Here is a 26,318-nt window from a genome sequence, read left to right on the forward strand (position 1 = left end):
GAATGTCGGCTACGTCACGTTTTCCGGCGCGCAAAAGTGGGTAAGCGGAGCCAACTGTCGCCTGGGTCGCCGAATGGCCCAATATATGAGCGATGACGCACGTGCAGCCCCCTGAGCCACTGCTGACCGACCGGGTGGCGGTCGTGACGGGAGGCGCGGGAGGTATCGGCGCCGCGACCGCGGGGCTGTTCGCCGAACACGGGGCCGAGGTGGTCATCGCCGACATCGACGCCGACCTCGCCGACGCGACGGCTTCCTCGATCGTCGACTCCGGCGGGTCGGCCCTCGCGGTCGCCACGGACGTCCGGGACGCCGACCAGGTCACCCGCCTGGCCCGCACGGTCCTCGATCGGTTCGGCCGGGTGGACGTGCTGGTGAACAACGTGGGCCACTGGTTGCGCCACCCCGGAGACTTCGCCGGCACGGATCCGAAGCTGTGGGACGAGCTCTACCGGATCAACCTGCACCACGTGTTCCTGCTGACCCACGAGTTCCTGCCGGCCATGGTCGCGCGGCACACGGGCGCGATCGTGAACGTATCGTCGGTCGAGGGGCTGCGGGGCTACCCGGAAGACCCGGTGTATGCCGCCTTCAAAGCAGCGGTCAACGCGTTCACCCGCAGCCTCGCGGTCCAGGTCGGCAACGACGGAGTGCGGGTGAACGCTATCGCGCCCGACGTCACCGAATCCCTGCAAGTGCCCTATTCGCAATGGCTTTCGGCCGCGGAGCAGACGCAGTGGCCCCAGTGGGTGCCGGTCGGACGGATGGGCGTGCCCGAGGATCAGGCCCGGGTCATCCTGTTCCTGGCCTCCGACCTCTCCGGCTTCGTCACCGGCCATGTCATCCCGACGGACGGCGGCACCGGGGCGGCCGGCGGATGGTTCCGCTCGACGCGCAGGCCCGACCGCCAGTGGACCAACCGGCCTGTCGCACCCTGAGCACCACCGCGGACGCACGTCCGTGCGGCGCGAAACACCCCGTGGGACAGACCGAATCGCCGGGTCTACTGAACTCTCACCCGCGATTTGTCTGCCGCACAAGGCTTTTCGTTCCGCGCGATGGAGCGCGGCAAAGCGGTGGCCCGGTCACCCTCGTGACCGGGCCACCGTCGACTGCCGCTACTGCGCGGCTTTCTGACGAGCTTCGTTGATTTCAGCGGCCTTGCGGGCACTTTCGGCCTCGGCCTCCTTCTTTGCAGCTTCGCGCTGCGCGTCGGCCTTGTCCTGCTGAGCCTGGCCCTCGCGCATCAGGTCGTCTCGCCCGGCAACGGCGCCCGCGACTTCCTTGGCCTTGCCCTTGACGCCCTCGACGACGCCCGCGATGGCCTCTTCGGGTCCGCTCTTGTCCGACATCCGTTCTCCCTCCTTCGGGCGCACTGCGCCCGTGACCGCGCCTTGTCGCGTGCTCGCCCTTCTATTGCCCAACCGGTGCATTCTCGAAACGTGGCCGGCCAGTAGCCTTCGACACAGCCGCGAGGCGCCGGATCGGAACCCACCGCGGGTCGTGGGCGAATTACCCTGCCCGTCAACGTCGCCGAGCGCGCGGCACCGGCCTCGGCGCCCGCTGCCCTCCCCGCTTCCACGACGCCACCGGCCGCGCCTACGCTGGTGGGCCGAGGCGTCCGCGGCGGTGCGAGGAGTCGTGACGATGGAAATGTGGGAACTGGTCGCCCGCGAGCGAATCCGCGATACCCTGGCCCGCTACAACTGGTCGGGCGACGCCGGCCGGCTCGACCGCCTCGCGCAGACGTTCTGCGCCGACGGCGTCCTGGAGATCCGCGGTTTCGCCCCGCTGCGCGGGCGTTCGGAGATCGCGGCTTTCCTGGGCGGTGTCACCGGCAGGATCGCCGTCGACGCTGACGTCAAACCGATTGTGCGCCATAACGTCGCGAACGTGTTGTTCACCGCGGTGACACCCGAGCGTGCCCACGTCGACTCCTATTTCACCGTGGTGACCCACATCGGGCTCGACCACTGCGGCCGTTACCGCGACGTCCTGGTGCCCGAGGGTGACGCCTGGCTGATCGAGCACCGCAAGGTCTCGACCGACTGGGCGGCGCCCGACTCCGCGATGGCCCGCGGCGAGAGCTGAGGATCACGGCCGCGAGAAAGCCAATCACGCTGCCCGAGCGAGGGTTTCGCCCCGACCCCACCGGATGCAAGCTGGCGGCCCGATCGCCGGGCACCGGACCGCCGAACCTGTCGCATGTTTGCCGAGCGCCCCGAAACGGCTACAGACAAGACACGTCGCGGCCATTCCGATCGTGCCTTCCCCTCGGGAGCCTGGGGATGACCGCCGGTCACCTGACCAGCGGTCAGGATCGCACAACAGAGACGAGCAAACATGCAACGACTCAGTGGGTTAGACGCGTTCTTCTTATACCTGGAATCGCCGACGCAGCCGCTGAATGTTTGCTGTGTGCTGGAGCTGGACCCGATGACGATGCCGGGAGGCTACACTTTCGACAGTTTCCGGGAGGCGCTGGCGCTGCGGGTGGACGCCGTGCCCGAATTCCGCCTCAAGCTGGCCGACAACCAGTTGAACTTCGACCACCCGGTGTGGGTGGACGACGACGGGTTCGATCTTGCGCGCCACCTTCAGCGCGTCGCCCTGCCCTCTCCCGGGGGCCCGCGGGAATTAGCGGACATCTGCGGCCACATCGCCGGATTGGCACTGGACCGGGATCGTCCGCTCTGGGAGATGTGGGTGGTCGAGGGTCTGCACGGCACCGACAAGCTGTCCGTCATCCTCAAGGCCCACCACGCGGTGGTAGACGGCGTGGGCGGCGCCAACCTGCTCGCGCAGCTGTGCAGCACCGTCCCGGACGCACCGCCACCGAAACCGGCCGAGCGTGGCGGCGCGGCCAATGCGCTGCAGATCGCCGCCGGCGGGCTGATCGGGGCAGCGCTGCGGCCGTGGCGCCTGGCCAAAGTGTTGCCGGCCACGGCGCTGACGCTGGCGGAGACCGTGCTGCGCGCCCGCGGTGGTGGGCAGACCATGGCCGCCCCGTTCGCGGCTCCCCCGACGGCGTTCAACGGCACGTTCACCCGGCGCCGTAACATCGCCCTGACCAGCGTGGACCTCGAGGACGTGAAGACCGTCAAACGCCGATTCGGCGTGACCGTCAACGACGTCGTGACGGCGCTATGTGCCGGGGCGCTGCGGCAGTACCTGCGCGAACGCGACGCCTTCCCGTCGGATCCCCTGGTCGCCAGCGTGCCGGTGTCGGTGCACGGCAAGTCCAGTCGGCCCGGCCGCAACCAGCTGACCTGGATGCTCTGTCGGCTCGAGACCCACGTCGACGATCCCGCCGAGCGGCTGAGCAGCATCGCCGCCGGAAACGCCGCGGCCAAGGATCACGCCGCGGCGCTGGGGCCCAACCTGCTGCAGGACTGGACGCAAGTCGCGGGGCAGACCATGTTCGGCGCCGCGATGAAGCTGCTGCCGCGCATCCCCGTGCCGGATAAGCCGCCACACAACTTGGTGATGTCCAACGTGCCCGGCCCGCAGGAACAGCTGTACTTCCTGGGCTGTCGGCTCGCCGCCATGTATCCCCTCGGCCCGATCATCGCCGGCGCCGCGCTCAACATCACCGCGATGTCGCTCAACGGCCGGCTCGGGGTGGGCATCAATTCCTGCCCCGACGTCGTCGCCGACCTGTGGGACCTCGCCGACGCGTTCCCGGCCGCGCTCAAAGAACTGCTGGACTGCGGCGAACCCTCCGGCCGCCCGGGCTGAGCGGCCCGTTCAGCGGAACCCCGTCCGTCCGCACGCCCGGGACATGGCAGGGTGACATCCCGTGGCAGACACTTTTGAACCGGTGGCGCAACCGGCGGCGCACGACCTGCAGGAAATCGGCCTGCAGGAAATAGGCCTGGACAAGGGCGCTTTGCGCTATTACGACAGTGGCGGCTCCGGTCCCGTGCTGCTGTTCCTGCACGGGTCCGGCCCCGGCGTCACCGGCTGGCGCAACTTCCGCGGCGTGCTCCCCGCCTTCGCCGCCCACTTTCGCTGCCTGATCCTGGAATTCCCCGGTTTCGGGGTCAGCGACGATTTCGGCGGCCACCCGATGGTCACCGCGTTCGGCACGGTAGCGCCCTTCCTGGACGCGCTCGGCGTCGAGAGGGTGCACATCGTCGGCAACTCGATGGGCGGAGGCGTCGGCATCAACTTCGCGACCCACAATCCGGACCGCGTCGACCGGCTGGTGACCATCGGCGGCATCGGCACCAACATCTTCAGTCCCAGCCCCAGCGAAGGCATCCGGTTGCTGCAGGAGTTCGTCGAGGACCCCACGCGGCAACGCCTGGTCGACTGGCTCAAGTCGATGGTCTACGACCAGGCGTTGATCACCGATCAGCTGATCGAGGAGCGCTGGCAGCTGGCCACCGATCCGGACACCCTGGCCGCGGCCCGGCGCATGTACGGCAAGGCGGCATTCGCCGGGATGAACGCCGCGCTGAGCGCCTCCGATCGCCCGCTGCCGTGGGCGACCATGCACAAGCTGGCCGCCCCCACCCTGCTGACGTGGGGACGCGACGACAGGGTGAGCCCGCCGGACATGGCCCTGATCCCGATGCGCACCATCCCCAACGCGGAGCTACATATCTTCCCCAACTCGGGGCACTGGGCGATGATCGAGGCCAAGGACGCGTTCGAGAGCGCCGTGCTGGCGTTCCTGTCGCGCGGCCGTCAAAGCTAGACCACCTCTCCCGCAAGGCCTTTCGTCAGCAGTCCGAGCGCGCCGGGGTTGCCGTCGAGCACTCTGCCGGTGCGGGTGGTGATCTGCCACTTGCCGCCGGTGCGGCGCAGCGCGAAATGGTGTGCGGTGGCCCGCCACACCCGGTAGCCGCTGCCGTCGCGGACCAGCACCAGCGACTCGCACACCGCCACCGCGTCGTCGCCGGCGACCCTCACCACGCACGGCCCGAGAAAATGCGAACAGCCGCCGGCCACCAGCTTCTGGTGGGCGTCCGAGCTGATCATCGCGTGTACGCCGGCGCGGCCCTGGATGCGCCTGCCATCGACGTCGTATACGCCGTCGCTCGCCCACAGGCCCGCTGCGGCGTCGGCATCGCCGGCGTCGACCGCCGGCCCGTACGAGGCGATCAACCGGGCGATGTCGCGTTCGTCCTCGAGCCGGCGCACGCGGGTCAGCAGCTCGTCGATGGCGGTCATGTGCTCCTCATCTCTGCGTGGCTCCGGCGTCGACCGGCAGCACGATCGCGGTGATGTAGCGCGCCTCGTCGGAGGCCAAGAACAGCGCGGCGTTGGCCACGTCCACCGCGTCCACCCACGGAACTGCCAGCATATTCATCGTGCACGCGGCCTCGGCGAATTCGGCGCGCGTAGGCGGACGGTCCAAGTCGGGCCGGAAGGCCGTGCTTACCACGTCGTTGTGGATCATGGGCGTATCGACGTTGGTGGGGCTGACACAGTTGACCCGAACATCATGCGGCGCAAGCTCATTGGCGAGGGTGCGCATCAGGCCGATCACGCCGTGCTTCGCCGCGGTGTAGTGCGCTACCCCGACCAGCCCCCGCAGCCCGGCGATGGAACTCGTCAGGATCATCGAACCCGCCCCGCGCGCGATCAGGTGCGGCGCGCTCGTGCGGCAGGTGTGCCACACCCCGGTGAGGTTGACGTCGAGCATGGTGCGCCACGCGTTTTCGCCCAGGTCGACCGCCCTATCGCGTGACGTGATGCCGGCGGTCGCGCAGACCACGTCCAGGCCGCCGAACCGCCGGACACCCCGATCGACGGCGGCCTGCATTCCGGCGAGGTCACGCACGTCGACGATGTCGGTGTGCACCCGCCCGCCCGCCTCGCTCACCAGGGACGCGGTGGTGTCGAGGTCGGCCGGGGTGCTGTGCGGGATGATCACGGTGTCGACCGGCCCGCACACGTCGAGCGCGATGATGTCGGCGCCCTCCTGCGCGAACCGCACCGCCTGCGCGCGGCCGATCCCCCGCGCCGCTCCGGTGATCAGGGCAACCTTGCGCGCCAGCCGCCCGCTCATGTCGTCTTCTGGGTCAGGCCGGCGTCGACGACGAGCTGGGTGCCGGTGATGTAGCGGGCCGCGTCCGAGGCCAAGAACACCACCGCGTTGGCGATGTCGACGGGCTCGACCCACGGAACCGGGAGCAGGTTGCGCGCCTGCAGCACCTCGGCCGCATCGACCGCGGTCGGGTTGTCCAGATCCGGCCGGAGCCGCCGAAAGGTAGCCTCGTTGAGCACCATTGGGGTGGCAACCGGCCCGGGGTGCACGGTGTTGACCCGGATACCGCTCGGCCCGAGCTCGTTGGCCAGCGTGCGCGCCAGTCCCACCACCGCATGCTTGCTGGCGGTGTAGTGCGCGGTGTTGGGCAGTCCGCGCAGCCCGCTCGTCGAGCTGATGATGACGACGGATCCGCCCCGCTCGCCTTCCCGATCGGACATGTGTGGCACGCTCGCCCGCACGGTATGCCAGACGCCGGTGAGGTTGATGTCGAGGGTGCGCTGCCACACTTCGGGGTCGAGTTCCCACGACGGTGCGCCGGGCAGGTGGACCCCGGCGTTGGCGACGACGACATCGAGCCGGCCCAGCTCGGCCACGCCGGCATCGATGGCGGCGGTCAGCGCTTCGAGGTCGCTGACGTCGGCCAGGCCGGTCGCACACCGCCTACCGCGGTCCTTGACTTCCCTTGCGGTGCCTGCTAACTCGTCGACCGCGGTGTCGGCGTCCAGGGCGATCACGTCGGCGCCCTCGTCGGCGAAGCGCGCGCAGTGCACCCGCCCGGTGCCTTTGGCGGCACCGGTGACCACGACGACCTTGCCCAGCAATCCCGTCATCGTTCGATCAGGTCGAAGCCGCGGTAGCCGGCGTCGGCGACGTCGGCGCAAATGTCGTTGTACGTGGCGAAGCCGCCGGTGAACAGCATGAAGCCGCGCGGCTTTCCGGGCACGTTGGCGCCCATGTACCAGGAGTTCGCCTTGGTGAACAGCGTCGTATCGGCCAGGCGGCCGCATTCGGCGCCCCACCCGTCCACGCCGTCCACGGTGGCCTCCAGCGCTGCGTAACCGTGCCGGTCCAGGAAGGCGATGGCCTCCGCGATCCAATTGACCTGGGCCTCGGCGTGCAGCACCATGTTCGCCAGCACGGCGGGCGCCCCCGGGCCGGAGATCAAGAACAGGTTGGGAAAGCCGTCCACACCGAGGCCCAGGTAGGTGCGCGGGCCGTGCGCCCAGTCCTCCCGCAGTGCGGTGCCGCGGCGGCCCACGATATCGATGTTGCCCAGCGCCCCGGTCATCGCGTCGAAACCCGTTGCCAGCACGATCATGTCCACGTCGTAACGCGCTTTCTCCCCGTCCGCCCCGGCGGTGTTGATACCGGTGGCGTCGACGGATTCGATCGGCGTGGCCCGCACGCTGATCAGCGACACGTTGGGGCGGTTGAACGTCTGGAAGTAGTTGCTGTCGGTGCAGATTCGCTTGGTGCCGATGGGGTGGTCGGTGGGTATCAGCAAGTCGGCCACGGCCGGGTCGTCGATGACGGCCCGCACCTTCTGCTCGTAGAACCTGCGGGCCTCGTCGTTGGCCTCCAGGTCGGTCATCTGGTCCGGGAACGTCTTGGAGAACAGCACCCCGCCCAGTCGCCAACGCTCCTCGAAAGCCGCCCGCCGCTGCGCGGCGGTGAACTGCATGGTCGGCTTCGACGCGGTGACGTGCGGCGAGCCACCGCCGCTTCGCCATGACAGCGCGCGCCGCTGCGCGTACCCCGCCTTGATCTCCTCGAGCTCGTGCGCGGGCAGCGGTCGATTGCCGGCAGGGACACTGTAATTCGGCGTGCGCTGGAAAACGTAGAGCTGCGCGGCTTGCTCGGCGATGACCGGAATCGATTGGATGCCAGAGGATCCGGTGCCGATGACCGCCACCCGCTTGCCGGCGAAATCGACGGGCTCGTGCGGCCACCGCGCGGTGTGGTAGATCTCGCCGGCGAAGGTGTCCAGGCCGGCGAAGTCCGGTGTCAGCGCCGCCGACAGCGGCCCGGTCGCCATAAGACAGAACCGCGCCGAAAACCGTTGCCCCGCACCGGTGGTGACCGTCCATCGTAGCGTGGCCTGATCGAGATGCGCCGACACCACGCGGGTGCCCAACGCGACGTCACGGCGCAGGTCGAGCTTGTCGGCGACCCAGTTCAGATAGGCCAGGATCTCAGCCTGGGTGGCGTACCGCTCGGTCCAGTTCCATTCCCGCTGCAATTCGTCGGAGAACGAGTAGCAGTAGTCGACGCTCTCGACGTCGCAGCGAGCCCCCGGATACCGGTTGTGGTACCAGGTGCCGCCGAGCTCCGGCGCGGCCTCGAGCACCCGCACCGAGAGGCCCTGCCCGCGCAGCTTGTGCAAGGCGTAGAGGCCGGCGAACCCCGCGCCGACCACGACGACATCCAACGGCGGCTGGTCGGCATCGTTCACAAGCAGTCACGGTAAGGCCTTGCGCGTAGCGCACCGCCGCCCGTCCCGGTCACCGGGCGGTTCGCGCCCGATTTCCCGGCCACCGGGCGCGGGCCGCCCGCCGCCCGGTGGTGATCACCCACCATCGGGCCATGCCGGAAATCGCACACGTCGACGTCGACCTGGACGGCAGGCGGCACAGCTTGTGCTGGCCTCACGGTCAGACCCTGGTCGAGACGCTGCTGGACGCGGGGATCACGGTGCCCCACTCGTGCCGCGAGGGCCGCTGCGGCTCCTGCGTGGCGACCGTGCTCACCGGGCGGGTCGACATGGCGTCCTGCGATGTCCTGGACGCGGCCGACCTCGCGGACGGCCTGATCCTGGCCTGCCAGGCCAGGGCGGCCGGCGGCGATGTTCACGTCGAATTCTGATCGCCCGGTGTCCGCTCATCGGGATTTCCTTTGGGACGGGCCGGGACTGCGGTAGACCATTACCTAAGCCCACACACGTAAGGACAACGATATGAGCGACCGGGTACTCGACCGGGTGGTGGCCATGGCCGACCAACTGCGCGACCAAGCCGTGGAAGCCGAACGCATCGGCCGGCTTACCGACGACACCGTCAAGCTGATGAAGGGCGCCGGCCTGATCCGGCTGCTGCAGACCAAGCAGTATCAGGGCTTCGAGGTGCACCCCCGCGAGTTCGCCGAGACGACGATGGCCACCGCGGCACTGGATCCGGCGGCCGGCTGGATCGTCGGTGTGGTGGGCGTGCACCCCTACCAGTTGGCGTACGCGGACCCGAGAGTCGCCGCCGAGATCTGGGCCGACGACGTCGACACCTGGATGGCGTCCCCGTACGCGCCGCAGGGTGTGGCCCGCCCCGTCGACGGCGGCTACATCTTCAACGGGCGCTGGCAGTTCAGCTCGGGCACCGACCACTGCGACTGGATCATCCTGGGCGCCATGCTCGGTGACGAAAAGGGCATCCCGCTGATGCCGCCGCAGATGCTGCACATGATCCTGCCGCGCAAGGACTACGAGATCGTCGACGACTCGTGGAATGTGGTGGGGCTGCGCGGAACCGGGTCCAAGGACGTCATCGTCAAAGACGCCTTCGTCCCGTCCTACCGGACCATGGACGCGACAAAGGTGATGGACGGCACCGCCCAGCGCGAGGCCGGCATGACCGAGCCGCTGTACCTGATGCCGTGGTCGACGATGTTCCCGCTGGGCATCTCGGCGGCCACCATCGGCATCGCCGAGGGCGCGCTGGCGGCGCACCTGGACTACCAGCGTGCGCGGGTCGGCGCCACCGGGACCGCGATCAAGGACGACCCCTACGTCATGCACGCGATCGGCGAGGCGGCCGCCGACATCAACGCCGCCCGCCAGGAGCTGCTGGCCAACGCCGACCGCATCTACGACATGGTCGCGGCCGGCAAGGAGGTGTCGTTCGCCGACCGGGCGGCGGGGCGGCGCACCCAGGTGCGGGCGGTGTGGCGCGCGGTGTCTGCGGTCGACGAGATCTTCGCCCGCTCGGGCGGCAACGCCTCGCGGATGGACAAGCCGCTGCAGCGGTACTGGCGTGACGTGCACGTCGGACAGATGCATGCCATCCATGTCCCCGGTACCACCTATCACGCGGCGGCGCTGAGTTCGCTGGGCATCGAGCCGCCCGAGGGTCCGCTGCGGGCCCTGATCTGAGCGGGGGACTTGGCGTGAGTGATCTGAAAAGCCTTGGCTACATCACTATTTCGACCAACGATATCGATCGTTGGCGGCAATTCGCGTTCGGCACCCTGGGTTTCGCGGAGGGTAAGGGTCCGGACCCGTCGGCGTTATATCTGCGGATGGACGAGCGGGCGGCCCGGCTCATTGTGGTGCCCGGCGAGACCGACAGGGTGCTGACCGTCGGCTGGGAGGTGCGCGACCACCCGGCGTTGCAACGGGTGCAGGCCTGTCTCGACGGCGCCGGCGTGGCGTACAAGCAGCTGTCCCCCGACGAGGCCGAGGCGCGCCGCGTCGAGGAGGTGATTACGTTCGAGGATCCGGCCGGCACGACGCTGGAGGTGTTCCACGGCGCGGTGCTCGACCACAGCCCGGTCGTCACGCCGTTCGGCGCGAAGTTCGTCACCGGCGACCAGGGCATGGGTCACGTGGTGGTGCCGGCCACCGACCCCAACGGGCTCTTCGACTTCTACACCGAGGTCCTGGCTTTCCGCTCCCGCGGCGCGTTCCGGGTGCCGCTGCCCAAAGAGTTCGGCCCGGTGCGGGTTCGGTTCCTGGGCATCAACGAGCGACACCACAGCATGGCGATCGTGCCGGCCGCGCACCAGCGCGACCCGCGCCTGGTCCACATCATGGTGGAGGTCGACACTCTGGACGCGGTGGGCCGGGCGCTGGACCGGGTCAATGCCGAGGGGTTCCAGCTGTCGTCCACCCTCGGGCGGCACACCAACGACAAGATGGTGTCGTTCTACGTCCGTGCACCCGGCGACTGGGACATCGAATTCGGCACCGATGGCATGCGGGTCGACGAAAACTATTACACCGCGGAGGAAATCACCGCCGACAGCTACTGGGGCCACCAGTGGGTCGGCGAGATGCCCGCGGCGATGCGGCTGTGACGCCCGACTCGGACGTGACGCCGGTCGCGGCGTCGTCGATCACCTCGTGGGATGAGGAGGCCGACGTCGTCATCGCCGGCTACGGTGTCGCCGGTGCGGCCGCGGCGGTGGAAGCCGCCCGGTCGGGCGCCGACGTGCTGGTGCTCGAGCGCACCGGATCCTGGGGCGGCGCGGCGTCGATGGCCGGTGGCTTCATTTACCTCGGCGGTGGCACCTCGCTGCAAAAGGCTTGCGGCTTCACCGATTCCGTCGACAACATGGCGGCGTTCCTCAACGTCGCGATGGGCCCCGGCGCCGACGAGAACAGGATCGCCGACTACTGCGCGGGCAGCGTCGCCCACTTCGACTGGCTGGTGGGCTGCGGCGTGCCGTTCAAGGCGGAGTTCTTCTCCGAGCCCGGGTGGGAGCCGATGGGCGACCAAGGGCTGATGTACAGCGGCGGCGAAAACTCGTTCCCGTTCAACACCATCGCCTCGCCCGCGCCGCGCGGGCATGTCCCGCAGATGCAGAACAAGAAGCAGGGCGAGGCCAGCGCCGGCTTCATGCTGATGAAGCCCCTGGTCGAGACGGCGACCGCGGCCGGCGCCCGGGCGCTGTACGACGTGCGGGTGCAGCGCCTGATCGTGGCATCCGACGGCCGGGTGGTCGGCATCCGCGCGCGCCGGTACGGCTCCGAGGTGAGCATCCGGGCGCGCGCCGGGGTGGTCCTCGCGACCGGCAGCTTCGCCTACAACGACGCGATGGTCGCGCAGTACGCGCCGCGGATCGCCGGGCGCCCGGCTGCGTCCATCGAGCAGCACGACGGGCAGGCGATCCGGATGGCGCAGGCGCTGGGCGCGGACCTGGCCCACATGGACGCCACCGAGGTCGCGATTTTCATCGACCCGCAACAACTGGTGCGCGGCATTCTGGTCAACGGCCGCGGTCAGCGCTACGTCGCCGAGGACACCTACCCGGGCCGGATCGGGCAGCTCACTCTCTACCACCAGGACAACACCGCGTACCTGATCATCGACGGCGACGCGCAGGACGAGGCGATGAACTCGTTGTCGCCCAAGCTGATGCTGCGGCCCGCGACCTGGGTGGCCGACACCGTCGCCGAGTTGGAACGCGACATAGGGCTGGCGCCCGGGTCGCTGCAGGCGACGGTGGCCGCCTACAACGAGGGCGCCGCGCGTGGTGAGGATCCGCTGCTGCACAAGAAGCCGGAGTGGATCAAGCTGATCGGCACTCCCCTCGGCGCCGTCGACCTGCGCGAGAACACCGGCGGCTTCACCCTGGGCGGGCTGGCCACCACGCTGGACGCCGAGGTGTTGCACGTCAGCGGCGCGCCCATTCCCGGGCTCTTCGCCGCCGGGCGGTGCACCGCCGGGCTGGCCGCGTGGGGCTATGCCAGCGGCGTCTCGTTGGGTGACGGCAGCTTCTATGGCCGCCGCGCCGGCCGATCGGCCGCCAAAGGCTGAGCTTGTTGCCGCGAGCGTGGTGTGTGACAGCGGCCACATCCGTGTGATATAGATATTCCTATTAGGAATATGCCACCCAGATACATCAGCCCCCTGGAGGACCGATGACAGCCATTGCGGAGCCAGCAACGCCCACGGCGGTCATCGACCGCATCTCGCTCGTCCTGGACGCATTCGACGGCCCCGGGCGGCTGACGCTGGCGCAGATCGTCCGGCGCACCGGCCTGCCGCGCTCGTCGGCGCACCGAATGCTCGAGCGCCTGGTGCAGCTGCGCTGGCTGCGCCGCAGCGGCCGCGACTACGAGCTGGGCATGCGCCTGGTCGAGCTGGGTTCGCTGGCCGTGCACCAGGACCGCCTGGTGCGCGCCGCCGGTCCCCTGCTCGGCGAACTGCACCGCGCCACCGGACTCGTCGTGCACCTCGCGGTGCTGGACGGGCCCGACGTGGTCTTCCTCGACAAGGTCGGCGACTCGCCGCTGGCCCCGATACCCACCAGGGTGGGCAGCCGCCAGCCCGCGCAGTGCACCGCCGTCGGCAAGGCGATCCTGGCCTACCGCGACGAGGATGCGCCGGTGGACCTGCGAGCCCGCAGAACCAGGTACTCGATCGCCACCGGCTCACAGCTGGCCCTCGAGCTGTCCCGGGCGCGCGCGCACGGAGTCGCCTTCGAACGCGAAGAGTCGATGCTCGGATTCGGTTGTGTGGCAGCGCCTATCGGCGAGGCCGGCGACGGCCGGGACGTGATGGCCGCGGTTTCCGTGTGCGGTCCGATGAACCGGATGACGTTCGACCAGCGATTGATCGCCCCGGTCCGGATGACGGCGATGGGTATCTGGCGGCACGCCGAGAACGGCCCGGGGCGCGTCGCCCCGACCCTGCAGCCGTTGCGCCCGCTGCGTCGGCCGCCGCGGCCCGCGTTGCAGTACGCGTGAACCCGTTTTCCGGCGGGGTCGCCGTGATCACCGGGGCCGGCTCGGGCATCGGCGCGGGGTTGGCGCGCCACGCCACCCGGCTGGGCATGACCGTCGTGCTGGCCGACATCGACACCGGCGCCATCGAGGCGCTGCGCGTCGAACTCGGGGCGGATTCGGCCGTCGCCATCGGATGCGACGTGCGCGACCCGGACGCCGTTCACGAACTCGCCGAGCGGACCTACCGCGAGGTCGGGCCGGTACGGCTGCTGGTGAACAACGCCGGCGTCGAGCAGTTCGGCTACTTGTGGGACACGCCGGTGGCGAACTGGCGCCGGGTCGTCGACGTCAACGTCAGCGGGGTCTTCTACGGGGTGCGGGCTTTCCTGCCCAAGATGATGGCCACCGGCGAACGGGCCTGGGTGTGGAACCTGTCCTCGGTCGGCGGCGTGCTGACGGCGTCCTTGCAGGCGCCCTACATCATGAGCAAGCACGCGGTGCTGGCGCTGACAGAGTGCCTGTACCTCGACGTCGCGTCGGCCGGGCACGCGGACCACATCCACGTGCAGGCGGTGTTGCCGGGCGCGGTGGTGTCCAACATCTTCGAGTCCGCCGGCGGGGTCGATCCCACCGAGGGCACCGATACCGCGGTCGCCGAGGGGCAGCGGGCCGCGATGCTCGGCGTCAAGGCCACCGCCATGGATCCGCTGGCGGCCGCCGCGGCCATCTTCCAGCAGGCCGCCGAGGGCCGGTTCTACCTGCTCACCGAGGAATCGGTCGGCTCGGCGATGAGAGAACGAGCGAATGCGCTTGCCGCGCAACGGCAACCGCTGCCACGGTAACAATGCAGTAGCATGACTGGGTCACATCCGCCTCCGGGGGACACATGGTTGCACGCCTGCTCGTCACCGCGGCCGCATCGGCCGCGGTGCTTGCGGCGGCGCCGATCGCCCGCGCCGACACCACCGACCAGAAATTCCTGGCGGCCCTGGCGGAACAGGGTATCGTCGACCAGGCCTCGGCCGCCCACGCGATCGAAGCCGCTCATTTCGTCTGCGCGCGCCTCGACACGGGCGAAACACCCATGGCGGTGATGCAGGACGTGCTGTCCAGCAGCAACTTGCCCGAGTTCCACACCGGCTTCTTCGTCGCCCAGAGCATCTACTCCTACTGCCCGCGGCACAAGGACGAGACGCCGAAGGACTAGGCTTCGAATTGCCTTGTCTTATAGTCCGTTTCGTCGACGACCGACAGTTCTCCGTGGCGCACGGCGTCCAGGATCGACGCGGTGAGCGCCGAGCAGACCAGAAAGACACCCCGATCCCCCGGTGTGACGATCTTCTGCGCGTCGGCGCGCTCGGCGCACCGGGCCGTCGCGTCGGCGTTCCACTGCACGCTGGTCTGATTCCAGCTGCTCTTGCGGACCAGCACCCGCGCACCGCAATCGCGGCACGTCACCGGCACCATCGGCATCGTGTCGAGCCGATTATCTTCGCGCACCGGTGATTCCAGTGTCGTCACGCCCGGGCCGCCATGTTGGCCTCGACCTCTTTCATCCACGCCTCGTAGGGTCGGGTGGTGTCGAGCTCGAATTCGAAACGATCCACCATGTCCGGTTGCACGTCGGCCACGTCGACGTAGAACTGCTGATACCAGCGCCGCAGTTGGTAGACCGGGCCGTCCTCCTCGACCAGCAGCGGGTTGTCGATGCGCGCCTTGTTCCGCCAGATTTCCACGTCCTGCTCGAAACCCAGCTTGACGTAGTCGCCGAGCTTGATCGCGGTCCGCATCGCCTCGTCCCCCGGCATCGCGTCGGCCTTCTTCACGATGATGCCGTATTGCAGCACAAAGGAATTCGCATCGATCGGATAGTGGCAGTTGATGAGGATCGTCTTGGCGTCCCCGTGCTCGTAGTGATAAGTGAGGTCGTCGATCATGAAGGACGGGCCGTAGTAGGACGCGACCGAGGTGTTGCCCAGCATCTGTGCGCCCTCGGTACCGGCCATGTCGGGTCGGCCCTCCCCGTTCATGTACTGCGTCGCGACGTGCCCTTCGAAGATGTTCTTGAAGTAGGTCGGCAGCGCGCCGTGGATGTAGTAGAAGTGCGCCATATCCACGACGTTGTCGATGATTTCGCGGCAATTGCTCCCCACCACCGTGGTGTACCAATGCCAGTCGCTCCATTCGTCGCTGGTGGCGCCCTCGATGCGGGGGATCGTCACCTCGGGCGGGGGCGGCTTGCGCTCGGGGTCGTGCCAGACGAACAACATCCCGTCCTGCTCCAGCGTGGTCCACGCCTGGGTGCGGGCCAATTTGGGTGCGCGCCGGCTATAGGGCACCTGTTTGCACCGTCCGTCGCCGCCCCAGCGCCAGTCGTGGAAGGGGCAGGCGATCTCGTTGCCCTTCACCTCGCCCTGCGACAGGTCGCCACCCATGTGCCTGCAGTACCCGTCGAGCACGTTGATGTTCCCGTCACCGCTGCGGAAGACGACGAGCTTCTGCCCGAAGGCGTTGATCGGGTGGGGCTTGCCGTCACCGAAATCGCGGATCAACCCCAGGCAGTGCCAGCCGCGGGCGAACCGCGTCGGCGCGGACTGCGCTTCGATGAACCGAATTTCGCCGGCCTCGGTCTGCGACGTCATGACCCCGATTCAACTCCCCCGCGCGGGGTGGCGGGACCCCTTTGTTCCACTCATCAGGACGGCTCTTCCCGCGTTGCGCGTCCGCGCCCTACCGTTGCGGACGTGACACCACAGAGCGCGACGATTCCCGCCGGCCTGCAGGTGGCCGACACGTCGGTTGACCTGCTCGTCGTCGGGTCCGGTACCGGCATGGCCGCGGCGCTCGCGGCCCACGAGTCGGGCCTGTCGGTGCTGATCGTGGAGAAATCGTCGCGCGTGGGCGGCTCGACCGCCCGGTCCGGCGGCGCGCTGTGGCTGCCGGCCAGCCCGGTGCTGGCCGAAGGGGGCGCCGGCGACACCGCGAGGCGCGCGGGCACCTACCTGGATTCGGTGGTCCGCGGGACGGCTCCCGCGCAGCGGTCGGCGGCGTTCGTGGCGCACGTGCCTGCGACGGTCGACATGCTCCGCCGCACGACGCCGCTGCGGCTGTTCTGGGCCCGCGACTACGCCGACTACCACCCCGAGGCACCGGGCGGCAGCGCGGCCGGCCGCACCTGCGAGTGCCGGCCCTTCGACACCTCGCTGCTCGGCACGTACCGCGACCGGCTGGAGCCCGGCCTGATGGAGGTCACCATCCCGATGCCGACGACGGGCGCCGACTACCGGTGGATGAATCTGGTGGCCCGGATGCCGCGCAAGGGCATCCCCGTCTACGGCAAGCGCCTGGCGCAGGGCGTGGGTGGCCGGATGCTGGGCAGGCGTTACGCCGCGGGCGGTCAGGGCCTGATGGCCGGGCTGTTCACCGGCGTGCTGCGCGCCGGCATCCCGGTGTGGACCGGCACCGCGCTGGCGCGTCTCGCCGGCGACGGCGACCGCGTGACGGGCGCCGTCGTCGAACACGCCGGCCGGGAGGTGACGATCACCGCGCGCCGGGGCGTGGTGCTGGCCACCGGTGGTTTCGACCACCGAATGGACATGCGGTGGAAATTCCAGTCGGAGTCGTTGGGCGCCAACCTGAGCCTGGGCGCAGCCGCCAACACCGGTGACGGAATCCGCGCGGGCCAGGACATCGGCGCCGACATCGACCTGATGGATCAGGCGTGGTGGTTTCCGGCCGTCGCTCCGCTGCCCGGCAAGCAGCCGGCGGTGATGCTGGCCGAGCGGTCCCTGCCGGGTTGCCTGATCGTGGACCAGAACGGGCGCCGGTTCGTCAACGAAGCGGCGGACTACATGTCGTTCGGACAGCGGGTGCTCGAGCTGGGGCGCTCCGGCAGCCCGGTCGAGGCGATGTGGATCGTCTTCGACCAGCAGTACCGCAATAGTTATGTCTTTGGCGCCGAACTCTTTCCGCGGATGCGCATTCCGCAGTCGTGGTATGACGCCGGGATCGCGGTGCGGGCCGACAACCTCACCGACCTGGGCGCGCGAATCGGCGTCGGGGTGTCGGACTTCATCGCGACGATGACGCGCTTCAACCAAAACGCTTCCGCCGGTGCGGATCCCGACTTCGGGCGGGGCCGCAGCGCCTACGACCGTTACTACGGAGACCCGACCATCAAGCCGAACCCCAACCTGCGTCCGCTGGTCAACGGTCCGTTCTACGCGGTGAAAATGGTGCTGTCGGATCTGGGCACCTGCGGTGGGCTGAAGACCGACGAGCGGGCGCGGGTGCTGCGCGAAGACGGCCGGGCGATCGCCGGGCTGTATGCGATCGGCAACAGCGCGGCGAACGCGTTCGGCACGACGTATCCGGGCGCCGGCGCGACGATCGCGCAGGGGCTGGTGTACGGCTACATCGCGGCGCGCGACGCGGGACACTAGACGGCGATCGCGAGCGCGGCGAAGCCGGGCGCAGCGGGCCGCCGCCATCAGCACCAGCGGCGATCGCGAGCGCGGCGATTAGGACATGTCATGCCGCCCCCGGACTGTGGTCTTCGTCGTCGTCTCCGTCGTCAAGGAGTTTCTCGGGGTGATGAAAGGTGTTTGTGCGGGGTTGGCCGCGGTCTAGGTGTGCGGGCGGCACCCATTCGGTGTCGCCGCGCGTGTTTCTTCTGGTGCTCCATCCGCCGGGTTTAAGTAGGTGGTGGTGGGGTCCGCAGGCGAAGGTGAGGTCGTTGACGTCTGTAGTGCGGCAGGCAGCGTAGTCCGTGATGTGATGCACTTCGCTGTAGTAACCGGGCATGGTGCAGCCGGGTGCCGAACAGCCGCGATCCTTGGCGTACAACACAATTCGCTGTCCGGGTGAGGCGAGGCGTTTCGTGTGATACAGCGCCAGGGCCTTGCCCTTGTCGAAGATCGCCAGGTAGTGACGGGCGTGGCGGGCCAGGCGGATCACATCGCTCATCGGGAGGATGGTGCCGCCACCGGTCAATCCCCGGCCGGCGGCGGCTTCCAACTCCTGCAGCGTGGTGGTGACGATGATGGAGGCCGGCAGTCCGTTGTGCTGACCCAGCTCGCCGGAGGCCAGCAGTGCGCGCAGCGCGGCGCCCAGTCCGTCGTGGTTGCGTTGGGCGGCCGATCGCGGGTCGTGGTCGATGGCGCCCTGGGTGGGTGAGCCGTCCACGCATGGCGTCTCGTCGAACGGGTTGCACATACCCGGTGCGGCCAGCTTGGCCAGCACGACTTCCAGGGTGGCGCGCAGTTCGGGGGTGATCCATCCGCGCAGCGCCGACATGCCGTCGGATTCCTGTTGGCCCAAAGTCAGGCCGCGGCGGCGGTGCCGATCCTCGTCGCTGAACGTTCCGTCGGGGTTGAGGCAATCGGCCAGCATGTCGGCGAGTCCGGCCAGCTGCTCGGGCCGATACCTGGTGCCCTGTTTGGCCAGATCGGCTTCGGCGCGCTCCCGGGTGAGCTGGTCGATCCAGCCGGGCAGCTGGTGGCAGAACCGGCGGATGACGGCGATCTGACCGGACCCGAGCTCTCCCGTTCGCTGTCTCGCGGCGGTGGCGGCCATCACCGGTGCGATCGGCTCGCCGGTCAACCCGTGGCGTGGACCGAGGTCGGCGGCTTCCTTGATCCGGCGAGCGGCCTCGGCGCGACTGATCAAGGTCGATTCGGCCAGCGCGTGAGATAGCTTGCCGCCGAGCTCTCCTGGGGTGGCCTGTCGGACAATCTGATTGATCAGCTGATGTTCCGGCACCGGCAGCCGTCGGCGGGCCTTCTCACAGCGCTCCAAGAGCGCCAGGCATTCTCGGGGAGTCAACGCGTCGAAGCTCAGGGCGCCCACGCGCTCGAGCGCGTCATCGAGTGCATCGAACACCTCGACGATGTCTTCACGACCGCTCGAATCCATACCCTGCAATCTACGAAGTGCCACCGACAAGAATCGCAGCTTTGTGACCGCTGAAACCACAGTGACACAAGAGATTTCGATATGCGTTTTCGATATCCGCAATCGACACGGCGCAATACCGACCGCCACCGGCAGGACTAAGTTGCCTCAGGACTAAGTCGCTTCAGGACTAGGCCGCTTCAGGACTAAGTCGCCTTAAGACAAAGTCGCCTCAGGATTAAGTCGCCTCAGGATTAAGTCGCCTTAAGACTAAGTCACTTCAGGGCTAAGTCACTTCAGGGCTAAGTCACTTCAGGGCTAAGTCGCTTAAGACTAAAGTCGCCACCGGCAGAACTAGTCAGCTTCGCGCTTGGCCTCGACCTGCCTTTCGACCTCGCGCCAATAACCGGGCGTGGTGCGCGGTTTGCCGTAGCCCCCCTTGGGGGCCTGCTGCAGGATCGCGTCGGCCTCGTCGATCTCTTTGATCATTTCCAACGCGAATTCGCGCTCCGCGGCGTAGTACTTGGCCGCCCAGCGCAGCGCGAGCACCGAGTACGCCCAGGCCGGTTCCGCCTCGGCTCCCTCGGCGTCCTCGACGGCCTTGCGGTGCCGGGATTCGGCGTACGCCACGTGCTCCTGCAGTAATTCCTTGAGCCGACCCGGGTTGCTGAGGTGGCCGAACGTAACACGAAGCAGCACACTGTGTTTGAGCACCGGCGGGTCGACGGGTGCGTGGTTGGTCCACTCGGTGACGGCGTCCATTCCGGCCGGGGTGATCTTGTAGAGCCGCCGGCTGCGGGTGCCTTCGTCGCGCTCGACGCGCGACGTCACCAGTCCGAGGGCCTCCAATTTCTTCAACTCGGTGTAGATCTGGCTGTACGACGGGCTCCAGTAGTAGAGGTCGACGCTCCAGTCGATCCACTTCTTGAGGTCGTAGCCCGAGACTTCCTCTTCGTAGGACATCATGCCCAGCAGCGCCCAGCTGGTGGCCGCAAGGGCCGGCTTTTGGCTGGCAGGGTCCGTTTCGGAGTCCATGTCGCCAGGTTAACAACACCGACCCTTAGATTGGGGTGCATGGACCGCTGGCCGGGACGCGCGTGAAATTCGCCTTCCCCCTTCCGCACCTGCTGCGCCTCAAGGCGATCACGCAGCCCTGGGAGCCCGCCGTCACCGGGCCCGACCAGCGCCGCATGATGCAATGCGCCGACCGGTGGGGCTACGACATGATCGCGGTGCCCGAGCATCTCGTCATCCCCACCGATCACGTCGAGTTGTCCGGGTCGCACTACCTGCACTCGACCACCGCGCAGGCCTTCATCGCCGGCGCCACCGAGCGGGTGGCCATCAATTCTTGCGTCACCATCCTGCCGCTGCAGCATCCCATCGTGCTGGCCAAAGCGCTGGCGACCGCCGACTGGATGAGTGGGGGCCGGATGATGGTGACGTTCGGGGTCGGGTGGCTTGCCCGCGAGTTCGAGCTGCTCTCAGTGCCCTTCGCGGAACGCGGTCGCATCGCCGACGAGTATCTGGCGGCCATCGTCGAATTGTGGACCAGCGACACACCGCGGTTCGAGGGCCGGTATGTGTCGTTCGCCGACATCGCGTTCGAGCCGAAACCCGCTCAAAAACCCTATCTTCCGATCTGGATCGGCGGTGACGCCGACGCCGCGCTGCGCAGGGCCGCCGCCTTCGGCACGGGGTGGTGGCCGTTTCTCACACCGCCCGACCGGATCGCCGAGAGACTCGACTACATCAAGTCCCAATCCGCCTACGACGGACGGGAATTCGACGTGATGCACGGGCTCGGCACCAACCGGGTCGGCGAGGGACACGTCGCCCGCCGCACCTCCGACCGGCCCGGCATGAGCGCCGCGCAGATCGTCGACCGGCTGAACTGGCTCGCCGGGCAGGGCGTGACCGTGACCGCGGTGCCCGCCCCCGCGGTGCGCGGCGTGGACGAATTCCTCGATTACGCGCAGTGGGTGATCGAAGAGATCAAGCCCCAGGTGTGCTAGGCGGCACCGGGGCGGGCGCCGGCGGCTCGTCCGCGATCCGCGCAGGGCAGGATGGCGGCATGAACCGTAAGCGGGTCGTCGTCGCCGGGCTCGGGGACGCGGGCGTCCTCGCGGCGATCCGGCTGGCCCGGCATGCCGACGTCGTCGGGATCTCGGCCAAACCTGCGCTGGTAAGCGGCCAGGAACTCGGCGTCCGGCTCTCCCGGCCCCACGATTGGGCTCGCGACTACTGGATCCCGTTCGACCGGTTCCGTCGCCTGGACGGCGTTCGAATCGTGCAGGCCACGTTGACCGGAGTGGACGTGGCCGCCCACGCCGTCTTCGGCCGAACCGAAGACGGCACGACCGTCACCGAAAACTACGACGCGCTGATCATCTCGACCGGAGTCAGCAACGGCTTTTGGCGCCAGCCGACGCTGCAGTCGGGCGCCGAGATCGGTGCGGAGCTGCGCTCCGCGCACGAGCGACTGGCCGCCGCGGCGTCGGTGGTCGTGGTGGGCGGCGGGGCGGCGGCGGTCAGCAGCGCCCTCAACATGGCGACCACCTGGCCCGGTAAGCGGATCGACCTCTACTTCCCCGGCGAGACAGCGCTCGAGGGGCACCATCCGCGGATATGGCAGCGGATCCACGGCCGGCTGACCCGGCTCAGCGTCGGTGTGCACCCGGGACACCGCGCGGTGATCTCGGACGGGTTCACGGGCGACGAACTCACCAGCGGCCCCGTCCGGTGGAGCACGGGGCAGCCCCCGGCCGACGCCGACGCCGTGCTGTGGGCGATCGGGCGGGTGCGGCCCAACACCGGCTGGCTTCCGCCGGAACTGCTCAACGAGCGCGGCTTCGTCCGGGTCACCCCGGAGCTGCGGGTGCCCGGCCATCGGGGTGTGTTCGCGGTCGGCGACGTCGCGGCTACCGACCCATTGCGCAGCTCCGCGCGCAACCGCGGCGACGCCCTGGTGGCGCGCAACGTCGTCGCCGACTTCACCGGCCGCCCCCTGCACACCTACCGGGCGCCGGCGCGGCGGTGGGGTTCGCTGGTGGGCATCCAGCCCAACGGGCTGGAGGTGTTCCTGCCCACCGGCCACGCTTTCCGCTTTCCATCGTGGTCGGTCGAACGCGTGGTGATGCCGTGGATCGTGCGCTGGGGCATGTACCGCGGGGTGCGCCCGAACGACCCGCTGGGTTGAGGCGCGAGCCGATGCAATGCCGGATCTTCACCGGCCCCAGCAACGGCGCCACCTACCAGGAACTGCCGATTCCGCCCGGCTGGCCAAGGAATTCGCTCGCGACCCCCGGCAGCATCGCCTTCTCGATGAGCGCGTTGATCGGCGTCGGGGGCCGTCGCGAAAAGAAAGCGGCTGCAATCGATCCCACCAATTTCGCGGGACAGGTTTTCGACGGCGCCACCTTCTGCGGCTCAGCGACACAGGTCGTCGACGAGCTGGGACGCTACGCCGAACTCGGCGTCTCCCGCGTCTACGTTCGGGCGTTCGCGAGCATGGCACGCGGGGCCGGAAGCTTCGAGCTGCTCTCGCCGCCGACGTGCTCTCCCAGCTCGCGCGGGTGGTGACCCGCCGCCCGGCAATTCGCGGCGACGCGATTCCCCCGGGGCCGGACGGGGAAGACTGACCGGATGCCCGACCCCGGAACCGAAGCGTTCGACAAGCTGGTGGCGTTGCTGAACTATCCGATGTACGTCGTCACCACGCAGGCCGACGGCACCCCGGCCGGCTGCCTGGTGGGTTTCGCCAGCCAGACCAGCATCCACCCGCCCCGATTCCTGGTCGGCCTGTCTAGGCGCAACCACACCTTCCGCGTCGCCCGCGGCGCCTCCCACCTGGCCGTGCACGTGTTCGATCGCGACCACCTGGACGTGGTGGAGCTCTTCGGCGGCCAGACCGGCGACGAGGTGGACAAGTTCGGCCGGTGTTCCTGGCATCGCGGTCCCGAACAGGTGCCCATCCTCGACGATGCGGCCGCCTGGTTCGTCGGCGAGATCCTGGAGCGTTTCTCGCTGGGCGACCACGTCGGGCACCTGCTCGCACCGGTGGGCGGTGCCCCGCCGCCGGAACTGGAGACCTGGGTCTCCTTCGGCGACGTCCGCGAGCTGCAAGCCGGGCACGAGGCCTAGCGCGTGAGCCGATCACCGCGGATCAGCGCTGTCCCCAGCATCGTCGAACTCACGCCCTTCTACGCCAATCCGCCTGATGGCGTGCGCGCCAACATGATCTTTAGCGCCGACGGCGCCGCCGCGTTCGGCGGTCGCGCCGGTCCGCTGTCGTGCGCCACCGACCAACGGCTGCTGAAAATCCTGCGGGGCCTGGCCGACGTGGTGCTGGTCGGCGCCGGTACCGCCCGCGCCGAGAACTACGGCCCGGTGACGCTCGGCGATGCGGCACGGGCCAGGCGGTGCCACGAAGGGCGGCCCGAACCGCCCCCGGTCGCCGTGGTAAGCCGCAGCGGCGATCTGCCGGCGCGCCTGCTGCGCGATCCGGACCGGCCGCCGATCCTGGTGACCTGCGAGAGCACCGCGGCACGGTGCGATCTCGACGCCGACCTGCAGCACATCCTGGTCGCCGGAGAGGACTCGGTGGACGTCTCACGGGCGCTGGGCATACTGCGCGAGCAGGGCATGGGGCGCATCTTGTGCGAGGGCGGGCCGACGCTGCTCGACGAGCTGGTAGAGGCCGACGCCGTCGACGAGATCTGCGTGACTATCGCCCCCAAACTGGCCGCGGGCCAGCCGGTGGGCCACCGGCGGCACCCCGCGCGGCTGCGCGCCCCGGTTTCCATGAACCTCGATCATGCGCTGGTCTGCGAGGGCTATCTCTATCTGAAGTACTCCCGCTGAGCCCGCCGGGATGCACCTGCGCCACATCGCTCGACATGCAGGCGGCGCCGCCTCTTCCTATGATGAAAATGCCGCGTTTCACCCCTGATCGAATCGCGCCCCCACACGATCCCGCACGGGATCGCCGTCCATCCCCCGCCGCACACAGAAGAGGATCACCGGCCAGGTGAGCAGTTCAGCCGACGACCATGACTACCGTAATCTTGCGGTGAATCGACTGCGCCCCAGTGAAATTCACTGGGCGCTGAACCACGATGCGGTGCACGGGATCGCCTACGCATTCAAGCATCCGGTCGCGGTCGCGGACTCTGTCGAGGATCCCGGCGACGACCGGAAGACCTACCTGGTGCGCGTCAAGCGCGACGACCTGGCCAACGCGCTGGAAAAGATCAACGAGTGGATCGTCGACCACCCGGGCCCGGCCGGGATGCAGGCATACGGATTCGTCCGGGCGCTGTCTCGAGAAGGCCTGCGCGAACGCGCCATCGGAGATGACGAGAACCGCTGATCGACCGGGCCCCTATTCCGCGATCGGATCCGAATCGTCTTGACGCTCAGCGTCTTCCACGGTCAACGGCAACGCCAGCTCCTCGAGCGGACGCTGTTCGGCGGCGATGCCGAGCCACAGCTCGACCAGCCCGGCCGCGGCCATCACGACCGCCCCGATGAGGAACGACCAGACGACCTCGGTGCGCATGCCCGAGTTGATCAGCTGGCCGAACAGCAACGGCCCGGTGATACCGCCGATCGCGGTGCCCATCGCGTAGAAGAACGCGATCGCCAGCGCCCTGGTCTCCATCGGGAAGATCTCGCTGACCGTCAGATACGCCGCGCTGGCACCCGCCGACGCCAGGAAGAACGCGACGATCAGCACGCCGATGAAAGCCCAGACGCCGCCCACCCGGGTGAGAAACACCAGCGCGAGCGCCACCACCGCGACACCGGAACCGACATAGGTGAGCGTGATCATCGGCTTGCGGCCGACGGTGTCGAACAAGTGCCCGAGCACCAGCGGGCCGGCGAAGTTGCTCAGGGCCCACAGCACGAAGAACACCGGCACCATGCCCGACGGCACGTCATAGAAGCGGCTGAGCAGCGTGCCGAGGTTGAACGTGACGCCGTTGTAGAGGAACGCCTGCCCGATGAACAGGGCCAGCCCGAGGACCGCCCGCCGCGGATAGAGCTTGAAGGCCACGGCGGCGATCTCCCGGAACGAAATCGCCGTGCGCTGACGGATGCGCAGCGGCTTGCCCTGCGGTTCGGGCAGCGGTTGGCCCGTCTCGTGCGCGACCGCGTCCTCGATCTCGCCGACGATCTGTTCGGCTTCGTTCTCGCGGCCGTGGATGAACAGCCAGCGCGGGCTCTCCGGGACGTTGCGCCGCACGAGCAACACAAAAATGCCGAGGATGGCGCCGATGCCGAAGGCGAGTCGCCAGCCGATGTCGGGCGGGAAGTTCGACGTGTCCAACAGGATCAGCGCCCCGCCCGCACCGGCGGCCGACCCCAGCCAATAGGTTCCGTTAATCACCAGGTCGACGCGACCGCGCACCCGCGCCGGGATCAGCTCGTCGATCGCCGAGTTGATCGCGGCGTATTCGCCCCCGATGCCGGCGCCGGTGAAGAAACGGGTCAGGAAGAAATACCAGGGCGCGAACGCGAACGCGGTCGCGACGGTGGCCACCAAATAGATGGCCAGGGTGAGGATGAACAGGTTGCGCCGGCCGAAGCGGTCGGTCAGGTGGCCGAAAAACAGCGCCCCCGAACACGCCCCGGCGATGTAGATCGCTGCCGCCATGCCGATCTGCGCGGCGTTCAGCGCGATGCCGCTGCCCGGCTCCATGAGCCGCGCCGACACGTTGCCCACCATGGTGACCTCGAGCCCGTCGAGCACCCACACACCGCCCAGGCCCACCACCACGCGCCAGTGGAAGCGCGACCAGGGCAGCCGGTCCAGCCGCGCCGGCACCTGCGTCGCGATCGTCTTGATTTGCGCGCTCGCACTCATGCGCTCTCCGTTCTGGTGTGACGCGCTCTGCTGTGACCCGTGTTGCTGTGACCCGCTTTGCTGTGACACACAGGTACCCACCGATGCTTCCCGCTAGCCGCAGGCGGGGTGCTCGAACCCGC

General features: G+C 68.7%; 28 protein-coding genes. 18 read left to right on the forward strand and 10 right to left on the reverse strand.

The features are described from left to right. Window positions 1–92: 92 nt before the first annotated feature. Entirely contained in the window at window positions 93–938 is an 846-nt protein-coding gene (locus tag OQ789_RS21045; protein WP_324688086.1) for an SDR family oxidoreductase, read from the forward strand. Window positions 939–1,118: 180 nt separating this feature from the next. Here OQ789_RS21045 and OQ789_RS21050 read toward each other — a convergent pair whose 3' ends face one another. Then, window positions 1,119–1,352 carry a CsbD family protein gene (locus OQ789_RS21050; RefSeq protein ID WP_324688087.1) on the reverse strand — a complete coding sequence of 78 codons (234 nt, stop codon included), beginning with the start codon at window positions 1,350–1,352 and terminating at the stop codon, window positions 1,119–1,121. Between the two features lie 295 nt (window positions 1,353–1,647). Here OQ789_RS21050 and OQ789_RS21055 point away from each other — a divergent pair, with 295 nt between their 5' ends. The 3 genes from OQ789_RS21055 to OQ789_RS21065 all read left to right on the forward strand — a co-directional run bounded on the left by OQ789_RS21055 (window position 1,648) and on the right by OQ789_RS21065 (window position 4,702). Then, a complete protein-coding gene (locus OQ789_RS21055; protein ID WP_324688088.1) occupies window positions 1,648–2,091 on the forward strand; it encodes a nuclear transport factor 2 family protein in 444 nt (147 codons plus the stop codon). Between the two features lie 252 nt (window positions 2,092–2,343). Then, the gene (locus tag OQ789_RS21060; RefSeq protein WP_324688089.1) at window positions 2,344–3,738 is read left to right on the forward strand and encodes a wax ester/triacylglycerol synthase family O-acyltransferase; all 1,395 of its coding nucleotides are present in this window, start codon (window positions 2,344–2,346) and stop codon (window positions 3,736–3,738) included. A 61-nt stretch (window positions 3,739–3,799) separates the two neighbouring features. Further along, on the forward strand, window positions 3,800–4,702 hold the full coding sequence (locus OQ789_RS21065; RefSeq protein ID WP_420716166.1) for an alpha/beta fold hydrolase: 903 nt from the start codon (window positions 3,800–3,802) through the stop codon (window positions 4,700–4,702). Here the strand turns inward: OQ789_RS21065 and OQ789_RS21070 are convergent. Genes OQ789_RS21070 through OQ789_RS21085 form a run of 4 tightly spaced genes read right to left on the reverse strand, consistent with a single transcriptional unit; the run spans window position 4,699 to window position 8,453 of the window. Continuing rightward, complete coding sequence (locus tag OQ789_RS21070) at window positions 4,699–5,178, reverse strand: nuclear transport factor 2 family protein (protein ID WP_324688090.1); 480 nt, start codon at window positions 5,176–5,178, stop codon at window positions 4,699–4,701. The two genes, OQ789_RS21065 and OQ789_RS21070, sit on opposite strands and share 4 nt — an antisense overlap. Window positions 5,179–5,185: 7 nt before the next feature. Further along, window positions 5,186–6,019, reverse strand: coding sequence for a mycofactocin-coupled SDR family oxidoreductase (locus tag OQ789_RS21075; protein ID WP_324688091.1), 834 nt, complete (start codon window positions 6,017–6,019; stop codon window positions 5,186–5,188). After that, entirely contained in the window at window positions 6,016–6,831 is an 816-nt protein-coding gene (locus OQ789_RS21080) for a mycofactocin-coupled SDR family oxidoreductase (protein ID WP_324688092.1), read from the reverse strand. Before OQ789_RS21080 ends, OQ789_RS21075 begins: the two co-directional genes overlap by 4 nt. After that, the gene (locus OQ789_RS21085) at window positions 6,828–8,453 is read right to left on the reverse strand and encodes an NAD(P)/FAD-dependent oxidoreductase (protein WP_324688093.1); all 1,626 of its coding nucleotides are present in this window, start codon (window positions 8,451–8,453) and stop codon (window positions 6,828–6,830) included. The genes OQ789_RS21080 and OQ789_RS21085 overlap by 4 nt, the downstream gene beginning before the upstream one ends. Before the next feature lie 131 nt (window positions 8,454–8,584). Between OQ789_RS21085 and OQ789_RS21090 the strand changes: the two genes are divergently transcribed. From OQ789_RS21090 to OQ789_RS21120, 7 genes are all read left to right on the forward strand, one after another. Further along, window positions 8,585–8,863, forward strand: a complete 279-nt coding sequence (locus OQ789_RS21090; RefSeq protein WP_324688094.1) for a 2Fe-2S iron-sulfur cluster binding domain-containing protein — start codon at window positions 8,585–8,587, stop codon at window positions 8,861–8,863. Between the two features lie 91 nt (window positions 8,864–8,954). Beyond that, window positions 8,955–10,139: an acyl-CoA dehydrogenase family protein gene (locus tag OQ789_RS21095; RefSeq protein WP_324688095.1), complete on the forward strand. Its 1,185-nt coding sequence runs from the start codon at window positions 8,955–8,957 to the stop codon at window positions 10,137–10,139. A gap of 14 nt (window positions 10,140–10,153) precedes the next feature. Beyond that, the gene (gene bphC, locus OQ789_RS21100; protein ID WP_324688096.1) at window positions 10,154–11,062 is read left to right on the forward strand and encodes a biphenyl-2,3-diol 1,2-dioxygenase; all 909 of its coding nucleotides are present in this window, start codon (window positions 10,154–10,156) and stop codon (window positions 11,060–11,062) included. Next, on the forward strand, window positions 11,059–12,525 hold the full coding sequence (locus OQ789_RS21105; RefSeq protein WP_324688097.1) for an FAD-dependent oxidoreductase: 1,467 nt from the start codon (window positions 11,059–11,061) through the stop codon (window positions 12,523–12,525). The genes bphC and OQ789_RS21105 overlap by 4 nt, the downstream gene beginning before the upstream one ends. Window positions 12,526–12,629: 104 nt before the next feature. After that, window positions 12,630–13,457, forward strand: coding sequence for an IclR family transcriptional regulator (locus OQ789_RS21110; protein WP_324688099.1), 828 nt, complete (start codon window positions 12,630–12,632; stop codon window positions 13,455–13,457). Then, entirely contained in the window at window positions 13,454–14,278 is an 825-nt protein-coding gene (locus tag OQ789_RS21115) for an SDR family NAD(P)-dependent oxidoreductase (protein WP_324688100.1), read from the forward strand. Before OQ789_RS21110 ends, OQ789_RS21115 begins: the two co-directional genes overlap by 4 nt. Before the next feature lie 44 nt (window positions 14,279–14,322). Then, the gene (locus OQ789_RS21120) at window positions 14,323–14,643 is read left to right on the forward strand and encodes a DUF732 domain-containing protein (RefSeq protein WP_324688101.1); all 321 of its coding nucleotides are present in this window, start codon (window positions 14,323–14,325) and stop codon (window positions 14,641–14,643) included. Here the strand turns inward: OQ789_RS21120 and OQ789_RS21125 are convergent. Together OQ789_RS21125 and OQ789_RS21130 are read right to left on the reverse strand one after the other, a co-directional pair. Then, a complete protein-coding gene (locus OQ789_RS21125) occupies window positions 14,640–14,909 on the reverse strand; it encodes a ferredoxin (protein WP_324688124.1) in 270 nt (89 codons plus the stop codon). The two genes, OQ789_RS21120 and OQ789_RS21125, sit on opposite strands and share 4 nt — an antisense overlap. A 44-nt stretch (window positions 14,910–14,953) precedes the next feature. Beyond that, the gene (locus tag OQ789_RS21130; protein ID WP_324688102.1) at window positions 14,954–16,078 is read right to left on the reverse strand and encodes a Rieske 2Fe-2S domain-containing protein; all 1,125 of its coding nucleotides are present in this window, start codon (window positions 16,076–16,078) and stop codon (window positions 14,954–14,956) included. A gap of 102 nt (window positions 16,079–16,180) precedes the next feature. On the opposite strand from OQ789_RS21130, the gene OQ789_RS21135 reads away from it, so the two are divergent. Beyond that, window positions 16,181–17,878, forward strand: coding sequence for a 3-ketosteroid-delta-1-dehydrogenase (locus OQ789_RS21135; protein WP_324688103.1), 1,698 nt, complete (start codon window positions 16,181–16,183; stop codon window positions 17,876–17,878). Window positions 17,879–17,966: 88 nt separating this feature from the next. Here the strand turns inward: OQ789_RS21135 and OQ789_RS21140 are convergent, their stop codons facing one another. Beyond that, window positions 17,967–19,349 (reverse strand): HNH endonuclease signature motif containing protein, encoded by a 1,383-nt coding sequence (locus OQ789_RS21140; protein WP_324688105.1) that lies wholly within the window; start codon window positions 19,347–19,349, stop codon window positions 17,967–17,969. 333 nt (window positions 19,350–19,682) lie between these two features. Then, window positions 19,683–20,363 (reverse strand): PadR family transcriptional regulator, encoded by a 681-nt coding sequence (locus OQ789_RS21145; RefSeq protein WP_324688106.1) that lies wholly within the window; start codon window positions 20,361–20,363, stop codon window positions 19,683–19,685. 62 nt (window positions 20,364–20,425) lie between these two features. Here OQ789_RS21145 and OQ789_RS21150 point away from each other — a divergent pair, with 62 nt between their 5' ends. The 6 genes from OQ789_RS21150 (at window position 20,426) to OQ789_RS21175 (ending at window position 24,699) form a co-directional block, all read left to right on the forward strand. Then, window positions 20,426–21,343 carry a TIGR03619 family F420-dependent LLM class oxidoreductase gene (locus OQ789_RS21150; RefSeq protein ID WP_324688125.1) on the forward strand — a complete coding sequence of 306 codons (918 nt, stop codon included), beginning with the start codon at window positions 20,426–20,428 and terminating at the stop codon, window positions 21,341–21,343. Between the two features lie 59 nt (window positions 21,344–21,402). Then, a complete protein-coding gene (locus tag OQ789_RS21155; RefSeq protein WP_324688108.1) occupies window positions 21,403–22,527 on the forward strand; it encodes an FAD-dependent oxidoreductase in 1,125 nt (374 codons plus the stop codon). An 11-nt stretch (window positions 22,528–22,538) separates the two neighbouring features. Further along, window positions 22,539–22,910, forward strand: coding sequence for a hypothetical protein (locus tag OQ789_RS21160; protein WP_324688109.1), 372 nt, complete (start codon window positions 22,539–22,541; stop codon window positions 22,908–22,910). Between the two features lie 63 nt (window positions 22,911–22,973). Next, entirely contained in the window at window positions 22,974–23,471 is a 498-nt protein-coding gene (locus OQ789_RS21165; RefSeq protein WP_324688110.1) for a flavin reductase family protein, read from the forward strand. Between the two features lie 3 nt (window positions 23,472–23,474). Then, window positions 23,475–24,191: a pyrimidine reductase family protein gene (locus OQ789_RS21170; RefSeq protein WP_324688111.1), complete on the forward strand. Its 717-nt coding sequence runs from the start codon at window positions 23,475–23,477 to the stop codon at window positions 24,189–24,191. 166 nt (window positions 24,192–24,357) lie between these two features. Then, window positions 24,358–24,699, forward strand: a complete 342-nt coding sequence (locus tag OQ789_RS21175) for a hypothetical protein (protein WP_324688112.1) — start codon at window positions 24,358–24,360, stop codon at window positions 24,697–24,699. 12 nt (window positions 24,700–24,711) lie between these two features. On the opposite strand, the gene OQ789_RS21180 is transcribed toward OQ789_RS21175, so the two are convergent. Next, a complete protein-coding gene (locus OQ789_RS21180) occupies window positions 24,712–26,196 on the reverse strand; it encodes an MFS transporter (RefSeq protein ID WP_324688113.1) in 1,485 nt (494 codons plus the stop codon). Between the last annotated feature and the right edge of the window lie 122 nt (window positions 26,197–26,318).

This window comes from Mycobacterium sp. 94-17, assembly GCF_035617725.1.
GTDB lineage: Bacteria > Actinomycetota > Actinomycetes > Mycobacteriales > Mycobacteriaceae > Mycobacterium.

Coding starts and splice junctions, on each gene's coding strand:
- OQ789_RS21165 (WP_324688110.1), top strand. CDS start 22,974: ATGCCCGACCCCGGAACCGAAGCGTTCGACAAGCTGGTGGCGTTGCTG.
- OQ789_RS21070 (WP_324688090.1), bottom strand. CDS start 5,178: ATGACCGCCATCGACGAGCTGCTGACCCGCGTGCGCCGGCTCGAGGAC.
- OQ789_RS21125 (WP_324688124.1), bottom strand. CDS start 14,909: ATGCCGATGGTGCCGGTGACGTGCCGCGATTGCGGTGCGCGGGTGCTG.
- OQ789_RS21110 (WP_324688099.1), top strand. CDS start 12,630: ATGACAGCCATTGCGGAGCCAGCAACGCCCACGGCGGTCATCGACCGC.
- OQ789_RS21080 (WP_324688092.1), bottom strand. CDS start 6,831: ATGACGGGATTGCTGGGCAAGGTCGTCGTGGTCACCGGTGCCGCCAAA.
- OQ789_RS21130 (WP_324688102.1), bottom strand. CDS start 16,078: ATGACGTCGCAGACCGAGGCCGGCGAAATTCGGTTCATCGAAGCGCAG.
- OQ789_RS21145 (WP_324688106.1), bottom strand. CDS start 20,363: ATGGACTCCGAAACGGACCCTGCCAGCCAAAAGCCGGCCCTTGCGGCC.
- OQ789_RS21140 (WP_324688105.1), bottom strand. CDS start 19,349: ATGGATTCGAGCGGTCGTGAAGACATCGTCGAGGTGTTCGATGCACTC.
- OQ789_RS21055 (WP_324688088.1), top strand. CDS start 1,648: ATGGAAATGTGGGAACTGGTCGCCCGCGAGCGAATCCGCGATACCCTG.
- OQ789_RS21090 (WP_324688094.1), top strand. CDS start 8,585: ATGCCGGAAATCGCACACGTCGACGTCGACCTGGACGGCAGGCGGCAC.
- OQ789_RS21120 (WP_324688101.1), top strand. CDS start 14,323: ATGGTTGCACGCCTGCTCGTCACCGCGGCCGCATCGGCCGCGGTGCTT.
- OQ789_RS21045 (WP_324688086.1), top strand. CDS start 93: ATGACGCACGTGCAGCCCCCTGAGCCACTGCTGACCGACCGGGTGGCG.
- OQ789_RS21180 (WP_324688113.1), bottom strand. CDS start 26,196: ATGAGTGCGAGCGCGCAAATCAAGACGATCGCGACGCAGGTGCCGGCG.
- OQ789_RS21095 (WP_324688095.1), top strand. CDS start 8,955: ATGAGCGACCGGGTACTCGACCGGGTGGTGGCCATGGCCGACCAACTG.
- OQ789_RS21060 (WP_324688089.1), top strand. CDS start 2,344: ATGCAACGACTCAGTGGGTTAGACGCGTTCTTCTTATACCTGGAATCG.
- OQ789_RS21160 (WP_324688109.1), top strand. CDS start 22,539: ATGCAATGCCGGATCTTCACCGGCCCCAGCAACGGCGCCACCTACCAG.
- OQ789_RS21075 (WP_324688091.1), bottom strand. CDS start 6,019: ATGAGCGGGCGGCTGGCGCGCAAGGTTGCCCTGATCACCGGAGCGGCG.
- OQ789_RS21155 (WP_324688108.1), top strand. CDS start 21,403: ATGAACCGTAAGCGGGTCGTCGTCGCCGGGCTCGGGGACGCGGGCGTC.
- OQ789_RS21050 (WP_324688087.1), bottom strand. CDS start 1,352: ATGTCGGACAAGAGCGGACCCGAAGAGGCCATCGCGGGCGTCGTCGAG.